This is a genomic window from Segatella copri, assembly GCF_026015465.1.
Classification (GTDB): Bacteria; Bacteroidota; Bacteroidia; order Bacteroidales; family Bacteroidaceae; genus Prevotella; species Prevotella copri_E.
Genome location: NZ_JAPDUQ010000001.1, coordinates 582,547 through 599,502, shown reverse-complemented (window position 1 = coordinate 599,502; position 16,956 = coordinate 582,547). Strand labels below are relative to the sequence as shown.

General features: G+C 47.4%; 8 protein-coding genes. 5 read left to right on the top strand and 3 right to left on the bottom strand.

Translation table 11 applies throughout. The features are described from left to right. Positions 1-7 precede the first annotated feature (7 nt). Positions 8-985 (bottom strand): IS982 family transposase, encoded by a 978-nt coding sequence (locus ONT08_RS02670; protein WP_118201933.1) that lies wholly within the window; start codon positions 983-985, stop codon positions 8-10. Positions 986-1,217: 232 nt separating this feature from the next. Between ONT08_RS02670 and rmuC the strand changes: the two genes are divergently transcribed. The 4 genes from rmuC to ONT08_RS02650 all read left to right on the top strand — a co-directional run bounded on the left by rmuC (position 1,218) and on the right by ONT08_RS02650 (position 7,444). Next, positions 1,218-2,564 (top strand): DNA recombination protein RmuC, encoded by a 1,347-nt coding sequence (rmuC, locus tag ONT08_RS02665; RefSeq protein WP_118085772.1) that lies wholly within the window; start codon positions 1,218-1,220, stop codon positions 2,562-2,564. 289 nt (positions 2,565-2,853) lie between these two features. Then, positions 2,854-4,443, top strand: a complete 1,590-nt coding sequence (locus ONT08_RS02660) for a mannitol dehydrogenase family protein (RefSeq protein ID WP_264959181.1) — start codon at positions 2,854-2,856, stop codon at positions 4,441-4,443. Between the two features lie 33 nt (positions 4,444-4,476). After that, positions 4,477-5,748 (top strand): mannonate dehydratase, encoded by a 1,272-nt coding sequence (gene uxuA / locus ONT08_RS02655; RefSeq protein ID WP_022121373.1) that lies wholly within the window; start codon positions 4,477-4,479, stop codon positions 5,746-5,748. Between the two features lie 265 nt (positions 5,749-6,013). Continuing rightward, positions 6,014-7,444 carry an AAA family ATPase gene (locus ONT08_RS02650; RefSeq protein WP_264959180.1) on the top strand — a complete coding sequence of 477 codons (1,431 nt, stop codon included), beginning with the start codon at positions 6,014-6,016 and terminating at the stop codon, positions 7,442-7,444. Here the strand turns inward: ONT08_RS02650 and ONT08_RS02645 are convergent. Both ONT08_RS02645 and ONT08_RS02640 read right to left on the bottom strand, forming a co-directional pair. After that, entirely contained in the window at positions 7,428-7,847 is a 420-nt protein-coding gene (locus ONT08_RS02645) for a hypothetical protein (RefSeq protein ID WP_264959179.1), read from the bottom strand. The two genes, ONT08_RS02650 and ONT08_RS02645, sit on opposite strands and share 17 nt — an antisense overlap. A gap of 891 nt (positions 7,848-8,738) precedes the next feature. Beyond that, positions 8,739-11,234 (bottom strand): GH36-type glycosyl hydrolase domain-containing protein, encoded by a 2,496-nt coding sequence (locus ONT08_RS02640; RefSeq protein ID WP_264909967.1) that lies wholly within the window; start codon positions 11,232-11,234, stop codon positions 8,739-8,741. Between the two features lie 159 nt (positions 11,235-11,393). On the opposite strand from ONT08_RS02640, the gene ONT08_RS02635 reads away from it, so the two are divergent. After that, complete coding sequence (locus ONT08_RS02635) at positions 11,394-16,934, top strand: alpha-2-macroglobulin family protein (protein ID WP_264959178.1); 5,541 nt, start codon at positions 11,394-11,396, stop codon at positions 16,932-16,934. Positions 16,935-16,956 lie beyond the last annotated feature (22 nt).

The window sequence follows — 16,956 nt, the reverse complement described above, 5'->3', positions numbered from 1 at the left end:
GGCGGAATTAGTTTAGCGCATATTTAACCCTGCCAATCGGTCTATTGTTTACATAATTTATATATTGCAAGACAGTGAATGCGCTAATTTTCCCGATGATTCGGGTAAACAGTCCTGGTGTTTGCTTTGCGTAATTTCTGAAGAGCATGAAGTGATCACAAAGTTGAGAGAAATTGGTCTCGATTCTCTTTCTCGCCTTTGCATAAGGCTTGAATGTTGGTCTCCAATTCTTCATATTCAGACGATATGGAACTTCCAACTTAATGCCTACAGAAGAAAACAGGTCTTGCTGTAGTTCTGCACTGAGGTAAGCACGATCACCTAGGATGCAACAGTCATGAAATTGAAACTTAACATCTTTAAGAAAATGAATGTCATGAACATTAGCTGGACTCAAATCATACGAGTGGATAACTCCACTTAACCCACAGACTGCGTGGAGTTTAAATCCATAATAGTATATCTTCTGAGTGGCACAATAGCCAAATGCTGGAGAGTTTGTCACGTCTGTTCCTTTCATCTTGCAACGCAATCCTCTGGACAAACGGCATACCTCTATCGGTTTGGAATCAATGCAGAAATATTCTTCTGCGCCATCCATCTTTGATGCAATGCGCTTACGAATCGTCTCGCATAATTCCGCTGTGAATTTTCGGCGGTCATTAAATTGACGTCGAGAAATCAGGTTTGGCATTTCAGTCTTATACTCCTTCAGTCTGTCGAACAAGTTGTTTTCACTGTCGATACTTAGATGCTCAGCAGTTAAGCTCAAAGCAACAACTTCGAGGTCTGAAAAACGTGGGACGACTCCTGGGCGAGGAATATTTCCTAGCTCATTAACTAAATTTATGGAGAAATTCTTGCATATCTCAAGAATTTTTACGAAATTTGCATACAAGTTGTGCATAGCGTGAAAGATTATAACTTTATGTTTTGACACCACAAAGTTACTAAAAATCAGCGAGATGCACAACTTTTTCTCCATAAAAGATACTAATTTTTAGGCGAATTTTAATTCCGCCAATGAGTTATATTTAAGATGATTTAAAGAAAAGAGCGTGCCAATAGTGGTGCGCTCTTTTTGTTTGCATAGTTAAATGCTGAAGAGTTAAATATCTACAAGAATCCCCCATGATGTTTGGTGTTATGTCTTGAAATGATTACTTTTGCAAATAATAATTTTTGCAGATTTACAGAATCATTCAAAACAAGGATAAATGGAAATAGTAGTTGGAATCATCATAGGGCTTGCCATCGGATTCTTCGTGGGGAAACTGATGGAAGCAAAAAGTGCGGGAGAAGAGAAAACGCAGCTTATAGCGAAGGCTCAGGTGCTGGCGGCTAACATCGAACAGATAAAACTGCATCATGCTTCTGAGGTTCAATCCTTGAAACAATCTCATGCTGCTGAGGTTCAATCCTTGAAAGCGCAGATGGAGAACGAGCGGCTGTATGCGGCGAAACTCAGGGCGGAAAGCGACCAGCAGTGGGCACAGAAACTCGAGAGTCTGAAGCAGGAAATGCAGCGAATGACGATAGAACAGCAGAAGGTGGCGGCTGAGCAGCTGGCTGCCAAGCAGTCGGCTCTGCAGGAAAACAACCGTCTGCAGATGGATGAACTCCTGAAACCTATCAAGGAACAGTTTGCTGATTTCAAGAAATCGGTAGAGGAGAGCAAGACCCAGAACGAGGTGAACAAGAAGGAACTGCAGAACACCTTCGAGGCAACGATGAAACTCTTCCAGCAGGAACAGCAGCAGGCTGTACTGAACCTGAAGGAGCAGACCGAGAAGATTGGCTCCGATGCTGCCAACCTGACCAAGGCATTGAAGGGCGACAGCAAGATGCAGGGCGACTGGGGCGAGATGGTGCTGGAAACTATCCTGGAGAACAGCGGACTTCGTAAAGATGAGGAATTCTTCATTCAGGAGAATACGAAAGATGAAGAGGGAAAGAACTATCGTCCGGATGTCATCGTCAGATTCCCGGAAGGCAGAAGTGTGGTCATCGATTCCAAGGTTTCGCTTACTGCCTATTCCGATGCTCTGGCAGCTGAAGATGAGGCTGAACAGGAACGCCTGATGAAGGCACATGCGCTGAGCGTACGAAAGCACATCGATGAACTGGCAGCCAAAGACTATTCCAAGCTGGTGGATGATGCCATCGGCTTCGTACTGATGTTCATTCCTAACGAGACCAGCTATATCGCAGCCATGAAGCAGCAGCCCGACCTCAGCCGCTATGCTTACCAGAAGAAGATTATCATCATCTCACCAAGCAATCTGCTCATGGCACTCCAGCTTGCCTATAATCTCTGGCAGTATGACCGGCAGAACAAGAATGTGGAGAAAATCGTGAAGACGGCTGCTGACCTGTATGATAAGGTGGCTGGCTTCGAAGATACTTTCCTGGGCATCGGCGATTTGATAACCCGCCTTTCGGGAACCTTCGATAAGGCGAAGAAGCAACTCTATGACGGCACCGGCAATGTGATGAGAAGGGTAGAGAGCCTGAAGGGACTTGGCGTTACGCCGAAGAAGCAAATCAAATCGCTGGAAGAATAGGAAAATGAAATCTAAAGATAAAAAGAAGAGGATGTGGGGGCGAGAACTTACGTCCTCTTTTCTGTTTTTCTGATGTAACCCTTTTTTATTTGATGTAACATAATCGTTAAAAAACGGGTTCATCTGATCCGTGACGTTTGCTTTTTCGTTCAAATATATTTGCAAATCGTTCATTTTATGAAATTATAGCCTTTAAAATGAGCGGGTTTCGATTTTTCTTTGTATTTTTGCCACGCCTATTCGGAAAGATAGGCGAGTACATGAAACAATCAAAAAATACTGTATAATCATGAAACTGAACGAAATTCTTTCAGACAGCTTTAATGCTGCAGAATGGGAAGCTAAGGGTTATGAGCTTCCTAAGTATGACATCGCAGCCGTAGCTAAGAAGACTCACGACGAGCCTACTTGGGTTCACTTCGGCGCAGGTAACATCTTCCGTGCTTTCCCAGCAGCCATCCTCAACGATGCACTTAACACCGGCAAGTACGATCGTGGTGTAATCGTGGCAGAAAGCTTCGACTACGAAATTATCGATAAGGCTTATCGTCCTTACAATAATCTCTCGCTTCTCGTAAGCCTCCAGTCTAATGGTACTATCGAAAAGAAGGTTATCGCATCTATCACAGAAAGCCTCAAGGCGGATAAGCAGTTTGCTGACGACTGGGCGCGTCTGGTTCAGATTTTCCAGGCTCCTACTTTGCAGATGGTAACTTTCACCATCACAGAGAAGGGATATTCTTTCAATGATGCCGATTTGGCACGTGGTCTTGATGCAGTATTTGCTATGGGTAAGCTTACCGCTCTTCTCTATGAGCGTTATAAGGCTGGCAAGTTGCCACTTACTCTTCAGTCTACCGACAACTGTTCTCACAATGGCGACCATGTTAAGGCTGGCGTAAAGGCTTATGCTGAGCGTTGGGCACAGGATGGTATCGTAGAGGCTGGTTTCGTAGATTATATCAATGACAGCAGCAAGATTACCTATCCTTGGTCTATGATTGATAAGATTACTCCTCGTCCACACGAGAAGGTACAGGCGATGCTCGTTGAGGATGGTTTCGAGGATAACAATACGATTATCACCGAGAAGCATACTTTCACCGCTCCTTTCGTAAATGCCGAGGAAGTGCAGTATCTCGTTTGCGAGGATACTTATACCAATGGTCGTCCGCCATTGGAGTTGGGCGGTGCGCTCTATACCACCCGCAAGACTGTAGATGAGGTTGAGACCATGAAGGTAACCACCTGTCTGAACCCTCTCCATACTGCGATGTCAATCTATGGTTGCATGCTCGACTACACCCTGATTTCTGCCGAGATGGCTGATGAGGACCTTCGTGCCTTCATCCAGAAAATTGGTTATATCGAGGCAATGCCAGTAGTGACAGATCCAGGTGTATTGAACCCATACGAGTTTATCGGCACCGTTATCAACAAGCGTCTGCCTAACCCATTCATGCCAGATGCTCCTCAGCGTATCGCTACCGATACCAGCCAGAAACTCTCTATCCGTTTCGGTGAGACTATCAAGAAGTACATCGACCGCGGTCTCGACAAGAACAACCTTGTGTTGATTCCTCTGGTATTGGCAGGTTATGCCCGTTATCTCAAGGCATTGGATGATAACCTGAAGCCATTCGAGCCATCTTCTGACCCATTGTTGGCAGAACTGCAGGCCATCGTAGCTCCTCTTGAAGTAGGCAAGGCAGATCAGGATTACTCATGCCTCAAGAACCTCTATAGTCGCAAGGATGTGTTCGGTCTCGATCTCTATGAGGCTGGCTTCGGCGAGCAGATTGAGTGCATGGTGAAGGAACTCTTTGCCGGTAAGGGTGCTGTAAGAGCGACATTGCATAAATATGTTTCTGCAAGATAATTCATTTTTAAACTTATACATTATAATATATATATGGAAAGAACATGGCGCTGGTTTGGCAAGAAAGATAAGATTACACTTGCACAGTTGAAGCAGATTGGTGTAGAGGGCATCGTTACCGCATTGCACGATGTTCCTCTGGGTGAGGTTTGGACACGCGAGAAGATTCATGAACTCAAGGAGTACATCGAGTCTTACGGTATGAAATGGAGCGTGGTAGAGTCTTTGCCTGTAGTTGAAACCCTGAAATATGGCGGTCCTGACCGTGATCATCAGATTGAGGTTTACAAGGAAAGTCTCCGCAACCTGGGCGAGGAAGGCATCAAATGCATCTGCTACAACTTTATGCCTGTATTAGACTGGGCACGTACCGATTTGGCACACGAGAATCCTAACGGAGCCAACAACCTCTATATGAACTGGGGCGAGTTTGCCTACTTTGATATCTATATCCTGCAGCGTGAAGGCGCTCGTGAGGATTGGGCTGAGTTCTCTAAGGAGCACAAGTGGGGCAGAGACCTCGTGGCTGAGGCTGATGAAATCAAGAAGACTTCTACACCAGAGCAGGATCATGCCCTGGTAGAGAATATCATCATCAAGACCCAGGGATTCGTATCGGGTAACTTCAGCGAGGGCGATTCAGCTCCTGTCCAGAAGTTCCGCGACCTGTTGAAGCTTTATGATGGCATCGACAAGAAGAAGTTGCAGGAGAACATGAAGTACTGGCTGGAGGCTATCATGCCTATCTGCGATGAGTACGATATCAATATGTGTGTTCACCCAGACGATCCTCCTTATCCTGTATTCGGTTTGCCAAGAATCATCGGTCGTGCCGAGGATATCCAGTGGATGCTCGATGCTGTGCCAAACAAGCACAATGGTCTGACTTTCTGTGCAGGTTCATTCTCTGCCGGCGAGCACAACGACTGTGTGGCAATGGCTAAGCAGTTTGCTGACCGCACTCACTTTGTTCATCTGCGCTCTTGCTACATCTTCCCTAACGGCAACTTTACAGAGGCTTCTCACTTGGGTGGTCGCGGCCATCTCATTGAACTTTGCCGCATCTTCGAGAAGGCTGAGCAGGAAGGCAAGTGCAATTCCGGTCGTCGATTGCCAATGCGAGTAGACCACGGTATGACCTTCACTGATGAGCCTGGTGGCGTATTCGATGAGAGCAATCATGGTCACAATGCCGGTTACACTCTCCTCGGCCGTATGTTTGCCATGGGGCAGATTCAGGGTGTCATCGCAACAGTAGATGATGAACTGGGCATTGAGTATAAGCAGCCGGGATTCTATGATTAGTTGATAGTTTATAGTTGATAGTTTATAGGCTATTAAGTGATTTGAAATTCAGGTTAGATAAAATACGAAAAAGGCTAGCGTTTCTGATAAGCGCTAGCTTTTTTTATGTTGATTTTATGGTTACTGGCTAAATATATCGCTTGTTTTAGCCAATAATGCTTAAAAACAGGTGTTATTGGCTGAAAATTATATAAGAAATAGCCAATAATTACTTTTTTCTTGCTATTTTTGCAAATGATTAGAAATTAAAGCAGGAGAATAAGAAATGAAGAATAATATTATCGGCAGAAAGAGTGAACAGGATACCTTGGCACGTATATACGAGTCAAGGCAGTCGGAATTTGTGGCAGTATGCGGACGCCGCAGAGTGGGGAAAACGTTTCTTGTGCGCGAATATTTTGAGCAGGAAATGGTGTTTCAGACATCAGGACTGGCGGGCGGAAACACACAGGAGCAGTTGAAAAACTTCTTTTATACGCTTCGACGTTATGATAGGAATGTAACCTCTGTTCCCCACGACTGGCTCGATGCTTTCGAGATGCTTATCACTTATCTTGATTCTTTAAACGGGATAGAACGTAAGGTGATTTTTCTTGATGAACTGCCTTGGATGGATACTGCAGGCTCTAATTTTATCTCTGCCCTGGAGCATTTCTGGAATGGATGGGCCTCTGCACGTCGCGACATCGTTCTCATTGTCTGCGGCTCTGCCACTTCCTGGATGATGGATAAACTTATCAATAACCATGGCGGACTTTATGGTCGTCTTACTCATCGTCTTTTCCTGCAGCCTTTTTCTCTTGGGGAGTCGGAAGCATTTCTGAATACTAAGGGGATGATGTTGTCCAGATATGAACTGGCTGAACTTTATATGATATTGGGAGGAATCCCATATTACCTGAATCTTTTGGACGAGCGGTTAAGTTTGGCTCAGAATATAGACCGTCTGCTGTTCAATCCCAATGGGCAGTTGTACAATGAGTTTACGATTCTCTATCGCTCTCTGTTTAAGGATTCTGAGGCATACGTCAAAGTGGTAGAATGCCTGAACGAGCGTGGTTATGGTATGATGCGCTCGGAAATAGCCGATGCCACAGGAATGAAGTCGGGCAAATCGTTGACCACGATTCTCGACAATCTGGAATCTTGCGGTTTCATCAGAAAGTATGTCAATTATGGCTGTTCTACCCGAAAGTCTCTCTATCAGTTGGTAGATTTCTTCACCTTGTTCTATTTCCGTTTCCTGCGCGATAGTTCATTCCGTAATCTTCTGTATTGGAGCAAGTTGCAGCGCACGCCCCGTTTTTATGCCTGGGCTGGAATCTCTTTCGAGATATTGGCGATGAATCATATCGACCAGGTGAAGCAGCGGTTGGGAATATCTGGTGTGTCTACCCATTTGTATTCCTGGCGAAGCAAGAGTGATGCCGGAGCGGCGGAGCGGGCAGCCCAGATAGATATGGTGATAGAGCGTGGTGACAATACCATTAATCTTTGTGAAATGAAGTTTTCGGAAAGTGACTTTGCCATCAATAAGGATTACGAGAAGATTCTGAGAAACAAAATCGTCCGCTTTATGGAGGAAACAAAGACCCGAAAGTCGATACAACTGACGTTTATCAGCAGTTATGGTCTTCAGCGGAATATGTATTCGGGCATAGCCCAGAATGAAGTGGTTCTCAATGATTTGTTTTGAGCTCCACTTCCTCCACATATTTCACCAGCGAATCCTTGCCATTGAGGAGATAGAAGTCTACACGAATCACGTGGTTGATATCGGCATTGCCCTTCACCTTTATGTGTCGGGTCTTGCTGTACATCATCGTGTCGCGGCGTGAAGGATAGGATACGAGCTCGATGAGGTCTTTGGTAGAGTTGCTGCCCACATAATAGATGCCTACACTGTCTTTTCCGTTCTTGATAGCAGCAATCTTCGCCATCTTCTTGGCATGAGCCGCAGAGGTATCTATCGGGTAAAACTCGCTGGCAGCTACCGTGTCGCCGTCATGCTGGTTGGGTGCAAACTTGCAGCTGGTACCCATCGTAGTGATAAAGGATGCAGCAGCCAGGGCTGCCACAAAGTATAATATTTTCTTCATTGTTATTTCCTTTCTTTTCTTTAAAGAATCCTGTTTTGTTCGCAAAATGCGTTATCGGCTGCAAAAGTACAAAAAATAACTCGAAAAGCCATACTTTTTTATCTTTTTCCTTTTAATACTTCGGATGGAGAGACGCGTGCTGAAGCTGGGCGGAAGGAGTTATTGGGATGGCATGGAAGGAGCGGTATGGAAGGAGTTGGAAGGTATGTAGATATGGATGGAATGGAAGGAATGGATGGAATTCCGTGCAAAGATACAACTTTTCTCTGATACTGCCAAGTTTGGGGGCGTGATAAGGAAATGTTTGAAATGTGCTTTCAGATTGAAAGTAGTTAAACTTCCTTACTCATAGTTTTGCGGGTGACAACTCATAGTTTTACGGGGAGCAACTCATAGCTTTGTTCTCTTAAAGTATAGAGTTAAGCAGTAAATCAGGTGTTTATGAGGATTATGATGTTTTTACTGCAATGACTCAGTTCCTCAATAACTCAGTTCCTCAGTTTTTCTCTGACCCTTCACTTTTGTCTTTGTTTAGAAGTTTATTATATATATATATAAATATATATATATAATAATATATAATATATAACAATTTAAAACAACTTTGAACTAAAAGGGCTATATACCCCCTAGAAAAAAACTGAGGAACTGAGTTATTGAGGAACTGAGTCAATGATAGAGACTTAGAATCTTACTCTTGATACTGTTGGATATGTGCTTATGTTAAGAGTTAAGTATCAGATTATCAGATGAATAAAACACTTGCTCCCTTGAAATAAAGGGGCAAGTGTTTATTGTGATACCCATACCCCCTAAAACAGGGGGCATGGGTATGAAAAGAATTTCGTTACATTGAACTTTCAAATCGTAACTTGATGAGATCTGGCTGATTTACATCTCAACCACTACTTCATGCTTGCCTTCAGAGCAAGGAATGATGGTGCCTGAGATAGGAGTGCCATCCACTGTAATCTGCTTCACGCCCTTCTGGTTTCCGCTAGGATTCTTTACTGTGATATGGTATTCGCCACCACGGAACTTGCGGGTTACCTCATACTCCTTAGCGGTGCTTGGGAGACAAGGATCGATGAGCAAACCTTCATAATCTGGCTTGATGCCGAGGATGAATTCTGATACTGTATACCACATCCATGCCGCTGTACCGGTGAGCCAGGAGTTCTTTCCTTCGCCCGGTTTGGCTGCATCCTTACCGGCTACCATCTGGCAGTTTACGTAAGGCTCTACCTTGTGAAGTGTCTGATATTTTTCCTCTACATAGCTAGGCAGAATCTTGGTATAATGGCTCCAGGCATCGTTGCCTCGGCCGGCTACAGTCTCTCCGATGATGACCCAAGGATTGTTGTGGCAGAAGATACCGGCGTTCTCCTTGTAGCCTTCAGGATAAGAAGAAATCTCACCCATTTCTACATGATAGGTGGTGTAGGCTGGGTTGTTCAGCACCAGTCCGTGCTCGCATTCCAGTCGTTTCTTACTGCTGTCCAGTGCTTTATCGCAGAGTCCTTCTTCCAGACCGATACCAGCCATCGTACACCAGCCCTGGCTCTCAATGAAGATTTTGCCTTCCTCGTTCTCATCACTACCAATCTTGTTGCCGAAGAAATCGTAAGCGCGGAGGAACCATTCTCCGTCCCATCCATGCTGCTTTACAGCCTCGTTCATCTCATCTACAGCCTGCTGCATGCGCTCGGCTTCTGTCAAATAATCTTCCTCTGCAAGACCGGCTATTTCGCCCTCCTTGCTTTCCAAAGCTTCCTTGGCAAGCTGCTTGCACAGAGCCACATAATCCTTGCCGGTAACCACGAACAGACCGGCTATCATCAGACTCTCTGCCTTGCTTCCTTCGCCCTTGTTTTCGGTGGTCTGGAAACTCTCGTTAGGGTCCCAGGAGAAGCAGTTCAGGTTCAGACAGTCGTTCCAGTCGGCTCTTCCGATGAGTGGCAACTTGTGTGGACCCAGGTTGTTGATAACATGGTTCATCGAAATCTTGAGGTGCTCGAAGAGGCTTACTTCTGTGCCTGGCTGGTTGTCGAAAGGCACCTGTTCAGCGAGGATAGAGAAGTCGCCCGTCTCCTTGATATAGGCTACGGTACCGAAGATGAGCCAGCAAGGGTCGTCGTTGAAACCGCCGCCGATATCGTTGTTGCCGCGCTTGGTGAGTGGCTGGTACTGGTGATAGCAGCCGCCGTCAGGGAACTGGGTGCTGGCGATGTCGATGATGCGCTGGCGGGCACGGGTAGGAATCTGATGAACGAAACCTACGAGGTCCTGGTTGGAATCGCGGAAGCCCATGCCTCGACCGATGCCGCTCTCGAAGAAACTAGCCGAACGCGACATGCAGAAGGTAATCATGCACTGATACTGGTTCCAGATGTTCACCATGCGGTCTAACTTATCGTTGCCGCTCTTCACGGTGAAGATGTTCAGCAGGTTATCCCAGTACTGGTTGAGTTCTGCGAAGGCAGCATCCACCTTTTCGGTGGTATCAAACTTGGCGATAAGCTGATGAGCTTTCTCCTTGTTGATTACCTTCTTGGCGCTGAACTTCTTGTCCTGCTCGTTCTCCACATATCCCAAAAGGAAGATGAGGTCGCGGCTCTCGCCTGGCTGCAGGGTAACCTCGATGTAATGAGATGCGATAGGGCTCCATCCGTGGGCAAAACTGTTGCGTGGCTTGCCTTCCATCACAGCCTCAGGCTCGGCAAACTCGTTGTAGAGTCCGATGAAGCTCTCGCGGTCGGTATCGTAGCCCTGAATCTCGGTATTCACAGTGTAGAAAGCGTAGTGGTTGCGGCGCTCACGATATTCGGTCTTGTGATAGATGGTAGAACCCTCTACCTCCACCTCGCCCGTAGAGAAGTTGCGCTGGAAGTTCTCCATGTCGGTAGCAGCATTCCAGAGGCACCACTCTGCAAAGGAGAACACCTTGAGGGTCTTCACCTCCTTAGTCTGGTTCTTCAGCGTCATCTTCTGCACCTCAGCCCATGTATGGAGCGGAACAAAGAAGAGCACACTTGCCTCTACGCCATTCTTGCTGCCCGTGATGCGGGTATAGTTCATGCCGTGGCGGCACTCGTAGCTGTCGAGCGGTGTCTTGCAAGGTTTCCATCCCGGGTTCCATACGGTATCACCATCCTTGATATAGAAATAGCGACCGCCATTATCCATCGGCACACCATTGTAGCGATAACGGGTGATGCGACGGAACTTGGCATCCTTGTAGAAGGAATAACCACCTGCTGTGTTTGAGATGAGCGAGAAGAAATCCTCGTTACCCAAATAATTGATCCAAGGCCATGGGGTCTTTGGGTCAGTAATCACGTATTCGCGATTGGCGTCATCAAAATGACCATACTTTTTTTCTGCCATTGTTTTTTTAATGTTTATTTCTAGGTAAAATATATTATTTTCGTGCAAAGATAGTAAAAAGTTTCAGTTTCGGGGTTAGAAAACAGTTTTTTTTTGTATTTTTGCAATGAAAAGTTTGATGATTATCATCATTCTATTAACATTTTATACTGTTGGCTTATGAAAAGAAACATTTTATCACTTCTGATAGCCCTCTTTGCTACGATGCAGGTAGTGGCTCAGACATACGACAACTTGTGGAAGCAAGCTGAAATCAATGCTCAGAAGGACCAGCCTAAGAGCGAAATCGCGGTGATGAAGAAAATCATCGCCAAGGCTTCGGCTGCCAAAGATTACGGGCAGCTGCTGGCGGCTGAGACAAGACAGATGACACTCTGGAAAGAGATTTCGGCTGACTCGCTGACGCCTAACGTGAAGCGGATGGAGGCTGAAGCTTTGAAGACAAATGACCCGATGCTGAAAGCGGTGAGATATGCTGTGCTCGGCAAGGTATATCATGATAATCCGTATGGAATAGAAGTGGATGAGGCTTCTTTGGAACAAAGGGAGGATGCTTCTTATTATCAAAGTCAGCGAAAGGTAAACCTGAAGAAGAGCCGGGAGTTCTTCAAGAAAGCGATGGCGCACCCAGAGCTTCTTGCTAAGCATGCTTCTACTGAGTATGTGCCGCTGACTCTGAAAGGGGTGGACGGAAGTTCCTTCAAGAATGATTTGCTTCATCTCATCGGATTCGAGGCAGACAGCAAGGAGGCGTATCTGCAGCTGTACACCTATTATAATAAGGTGGGAAATAGGGGTGCGGCTTGTCTCTGTGCCTATAAGCTCATCGAGAAATACCGTCAGGACGACGTGAGAGAAGTGAAGAAATCGAAGTATCTGCAGACTATCGACTCGCTCATCCAGGTTTATCAGGATATTCCGGAGGCAGGCGAACTTGCCGTGGAGCATTTTCGCTTCATGGAAGGGGCTACCGATGCCAAACCGCAGGATAAGCTCAACTATATCAACTATGCGCTGAGCCGCTGGGGTGGATGGTCGAGAATGAACGAACTGAGAAATGCGCAGAAGCGACTCACCGAACCGATGTTCCGGGTGAAGGATATGCCATTGGTGCTTCGTCCTTCAGAAAGGAAGTGGGTGCATCTGAACGTGCGCAATCTCCAGAACCTGAAGGTCAGCATTTCCCGCCTCAACATCACGGCAGATAATGAGTATGATGTTCAGAATGAGGCTACCTATAAGATGCTTCTGAAAAAGACTACGAAGCTGCATCAGAAGGATTTCAGCAGGAACTACTATGGTCGTCCGAATTACGAAGAGGTGAAGGATTCCATCGAAATCCGTGGCAATCTGCCGCTGGGTGCCTATCTGATGGAGGTGACTTCGGATAATGCCGGCATCGCTCCACAGCGACAGCTTTTCTATGTGAGCAATCTGGCGGTGATGATCCAGCAGTTGCCTGATGACAGGCATCGCTATGTAGTGGTGAATGCTACAGACGGACAGCCTATCGCCGGGGCGAAGATAGAACTTTATGAAAAGGATTATGATGTGAAGACGGGCAAACGCAAGCGACTGGTTCATGCCCGATTGACGACCGATGAGAACGGCGAGGCTTACTTCAAGAATGTGGATGGAGAGGTCCTAATTTCCACCCACAGCGACAAGTTTACGCCTGCTCGGGACATCTATCTCAGCCGTACCCGCTATTATGAACAGAAAGATAATGAGACTAAATATCAGGTTTATACCGACCGCAGCATCTATCGTCCGGGACAGAAGGTGCATGCCACAGCCATTTCCTACATCGTGAAGAAGGGCTTGGATGCCAATGTGCCAGGCAAGAGCAAGGAACTGAAGTTTATCCTGAGAGATGCCAACTTGAAGCAGGTGGCTGAGCAGAAGGCTACGACCGACGAGTATGGCACGGCTTCGGTGGATTTCGAATTGCCTCAGGGCGGACAGACTGGTATGTATCATGTAGCCGTGGATGATCGAGCTAACCGCTTCTTCCGTGTGGAGGAGTACAAGCGTCCAACCTTCGAGATTACCTTCCCGAAGGTGAACGAGAAATATAACTGGGGCGATACTGTAGTGGTGAAGGCTACAGCCAAGACCTACTCTGGTGTGCCTGTGCAGGGTGCCAAGGTGGAGTATCAGGTGACTCGCAGAAACCAACTCTGGTGGTGGGGCGCAGGCTCTGCCGGACAGTTGGTGAAGACTGACAGTTGCGTGACTCGTGAGGACGGAACCTTCGACGTAGAGATTCCGCTGGAGGCTTCCTTGTCTGGAAAAGACGAGGCTGATATGAGCGATTTCATGCGCATCGCCCGTTTCTTCAACTTCGAGGTCTCAGCCATCGTTACCGACATCAGCGGCGAAAGCCACGAGGGCGTGATGAGTCTGCCTCTGGGCACCAAACCAACCATCCTCACGGTGAATCTTCCTAAGCGTATCGAAACAGACAGTCTGAAGACGGTGACCTTCGCTTACCGCAATGCCAGTGGTATGCCGATTTCGAGCAGGTTGAAATATCGAATTGATAAGGGCGAATGGAAGGATGCCGAGGCGAATGCACCGGTTTCTATCAAGGAATATGCTTCTTCTGCCTCTTCTTCCCTCGTTTGGAAATCTGGCGTTCATCAGTTGGAGGCAATCTGCGGACAGGATACCCTGCAGCAGAAGTTCACCCTTTTCAGCATGAAGGATACCCATCCGGTGGAGCCAACCACCGAATGGTATTATCAGACGGCGAAGACCTTCCCTCGTGATGGCAAGCCGGTCTATATCCAGGTGGGCTCTTCGGAGAACGGAGCACACATCGTATATTCCATCATCGCCGGCAACAAACTGCTGGAGAAAGGCGCCTGGGAGTTGGGCGACAGTATCGTGACCTTGCCTTTCACCTACAAGGAGGAATATGCGTCGGGCATCGTACTGAACTATAGTTTCGTGAAGCAAGGCAAGTGCTATACCCGAATGATGAGCATCGCCCGTCCTTTGCCTGAGAAGAAACTGAACATCGCCTGGAAGACCTTCCGCAACCGTCTGACCCCTGGTCAGAAGGAGGAGTGGACGCTGAGGATTACCACCCCTGACGGCAAGCCAGCCAAGGCGCAGCTGATGAGTGTGCTCTATGACAAGTCGCTTGACCAGATAGCCCCGCATTTCTGGAATATCTCCCTGGGCTTCTATCAGAGTTTGCCAAACTGCTACTGGAAGCACAACCTCACTTCCCGTTCATTTTACTTGAATAGCGTTTATCCTACCAAGTATTATGACGAGAGGGGACTGGATGTAGATAAGTTTGATGGCAAATTCTTTAGCTATTATGCTTATATGCAAGCGGTGGAACTGAGCAAGTTGGAACGTTCTTCTGGCGGAACTGTTGAGGCTGTTCGTGTACAGAAAGACGAGCTGGTTCGAGAAGAAGCGAAAGTCATCAGGATTCGCGGCTCTAAAATGACCCGTGTCGGAGCGGCTGCTCCATCTGCCAACAAGGTTTTTGATGTAGTAGAGGAGATGCCGCAGTTTGCCGGCGGTTCTGGCTCAGATGCAGGACAATTCCTCGACAAGGTACAGGTGCGTGAGAATATGAACGAGACCGCCTTCTTCTATCCTGCCTTGGAGAGCGACAACAATGGCAACGTAGCCATCAGATTTACCCTGCCAGAGAGCGTGACTACCTGGAAATTCATGGGATTGGCTCATGACAAGGAGATGCGCAACGGTTTGCTGGTGGATGAGGCTGTGGCTCAGAAAACCGTGATGGTGCAGCCTAACATGCCTCGCTTCCTGCGTGAGGGCGATAAGAGTACCATCGTGGTTAAACTCTTCAATACTTCCGACAAGAAGGTGAGCGGCAACGCCCGTATGCAGATTCTCGACCCGGAGACCAACAAGGTGGTTTGGCAGAAGACGCAGAACTACAGCATCGATGCCGAGGGCTCTGCTACCATCTCCTTTGATGTCCAGGGACTGAAAGAAGGTGTATATATTAATAAGGTGGTGGCTGCCGGAAACGGATACAGCGATGGTGAACAGCACTATCTGCCGGTTTTGAGCAACCGTGAACTCGTGGTGAACACCCTGCCTATCACCCTGCATCAGAAGGGCGAGCAGAACTTCGACCTGAGCAAACTCTTCCTGAACAAGGAGGGCAAGCAGGCGAAGGGCACTGAAGATGCCAAGGTAACCATCGAGTACACCAACAATCCTAGTTGGCTGATGGTGAAGGCGCTGCCAGCCATCAGTAATCCGGATGAGGAGAACGCCATCTCGCTGATGTCTGCTATCTACGCCAATACCATCACCACCCATATCCAGAAGCATCTCTCGCTGGAAAATCTCTCTCAGGAGAGCATCCGCCTGCAGAATCAGGTGGAGAAACTGAAGAAGTTGCAGAATGCTGACGGTTCCTTCTCCTGGTGGAAAGGCATGAAGGGCAGCCGGTATATGACAACATCGGTAGCCGAAATGATGGTTCGATTGAATGCCATCGCAGGTGTGCAGAAATCCACCGCCAAGATGCTGACTTCCGCCATTGATTATCTCTCCTGGCAGACAGCACAGGAAGTAAGAGAAATGAAGAAGCAGGAGGAGAAAAAGCAGAAGGTGAATCCTAGCGAACAGGCGCTGCATTATCTCTACATCCTTTCGATGGATGGCAGAAAGATGAAGCAGAATCTGGAGCAGGATAAGGCTTATCTCCTGGACAAGATGTCGAAGTTGACCGGTGATTTCTCCATCTATGGCAAGGCGCGTGCTGCCGTGGTACTCGCCAGAAACAGCCAGCAGAATGCTGCTTACCGCGAGAAGGCTGGCGAATATCTGCAGAGCGTGAACGAATATGCCGTTTACCGCGAGGAGATGGGCCGCTACTACGATACCCGCAAGGCACTCTACAGCTGGAGAAACTATAAGATTCCTACCCAGGTATCTGTGATAGAGGCGATGCAGATGCTGAAACCGAACGACAAGCAGACCATCGAGGAACTGCAGCGCTGGCTCCTGATGTCGAAACGTACCCAGGTTTGGGATACGCCAGTGAACACCGTGGATGCCGTCTACGCCTTTATGAAGGGCAATGAGAGCAACTGGAGCAGGAAGGCTGAGAATGCCGTGCTGAAACTGGATGGCAAGCTGCTGCCGATGCCGCAGGATTCCACTACTTTGGGCTATGTGAAGACCGAAAAGACGGGCAAGGCATCTAAGCTGAGCATCGACAAAAAGAGCGATTATACCAGCTGGGGTGCTGTCTATGCAGAGTTTAAGCAGCCTATCAGCGAAATCGGTTCCATTGAGTCGGGCATCAAGGTGCGCCGTGTCATCGTTCCTGCCGAATCTGAGGGCAAGGGCAAGGCGCAGGCGAAGGTAGGCGAGAAGGTGAAGGTAACGCTCATCATCACCGCCGACCGCGACTACGACTTTGTGCAGATTACGGATAAGCGTGCGGCATGTCTGGAGTCGGTCAACCAGAAGAGCGGTTATCAGTGGGGCATAGGCTGCTATGTTTCTCCAAGAGATCATGCAACAAATTTCTATTTCGATCGTTTATCTAAAGGTAAGCACATCGTAGAAATGGAGTATTACGTGGATAGAAAGGGCGACTATCAGAGCGGAACTTGCACCGCTGAGTGTACCTACAGTCCGGAGTTTGGTGGCCGCACAGAGGCGTATGAGTTGAGAGTTAACAATTAATAGTTTATAGATTGATAATTTA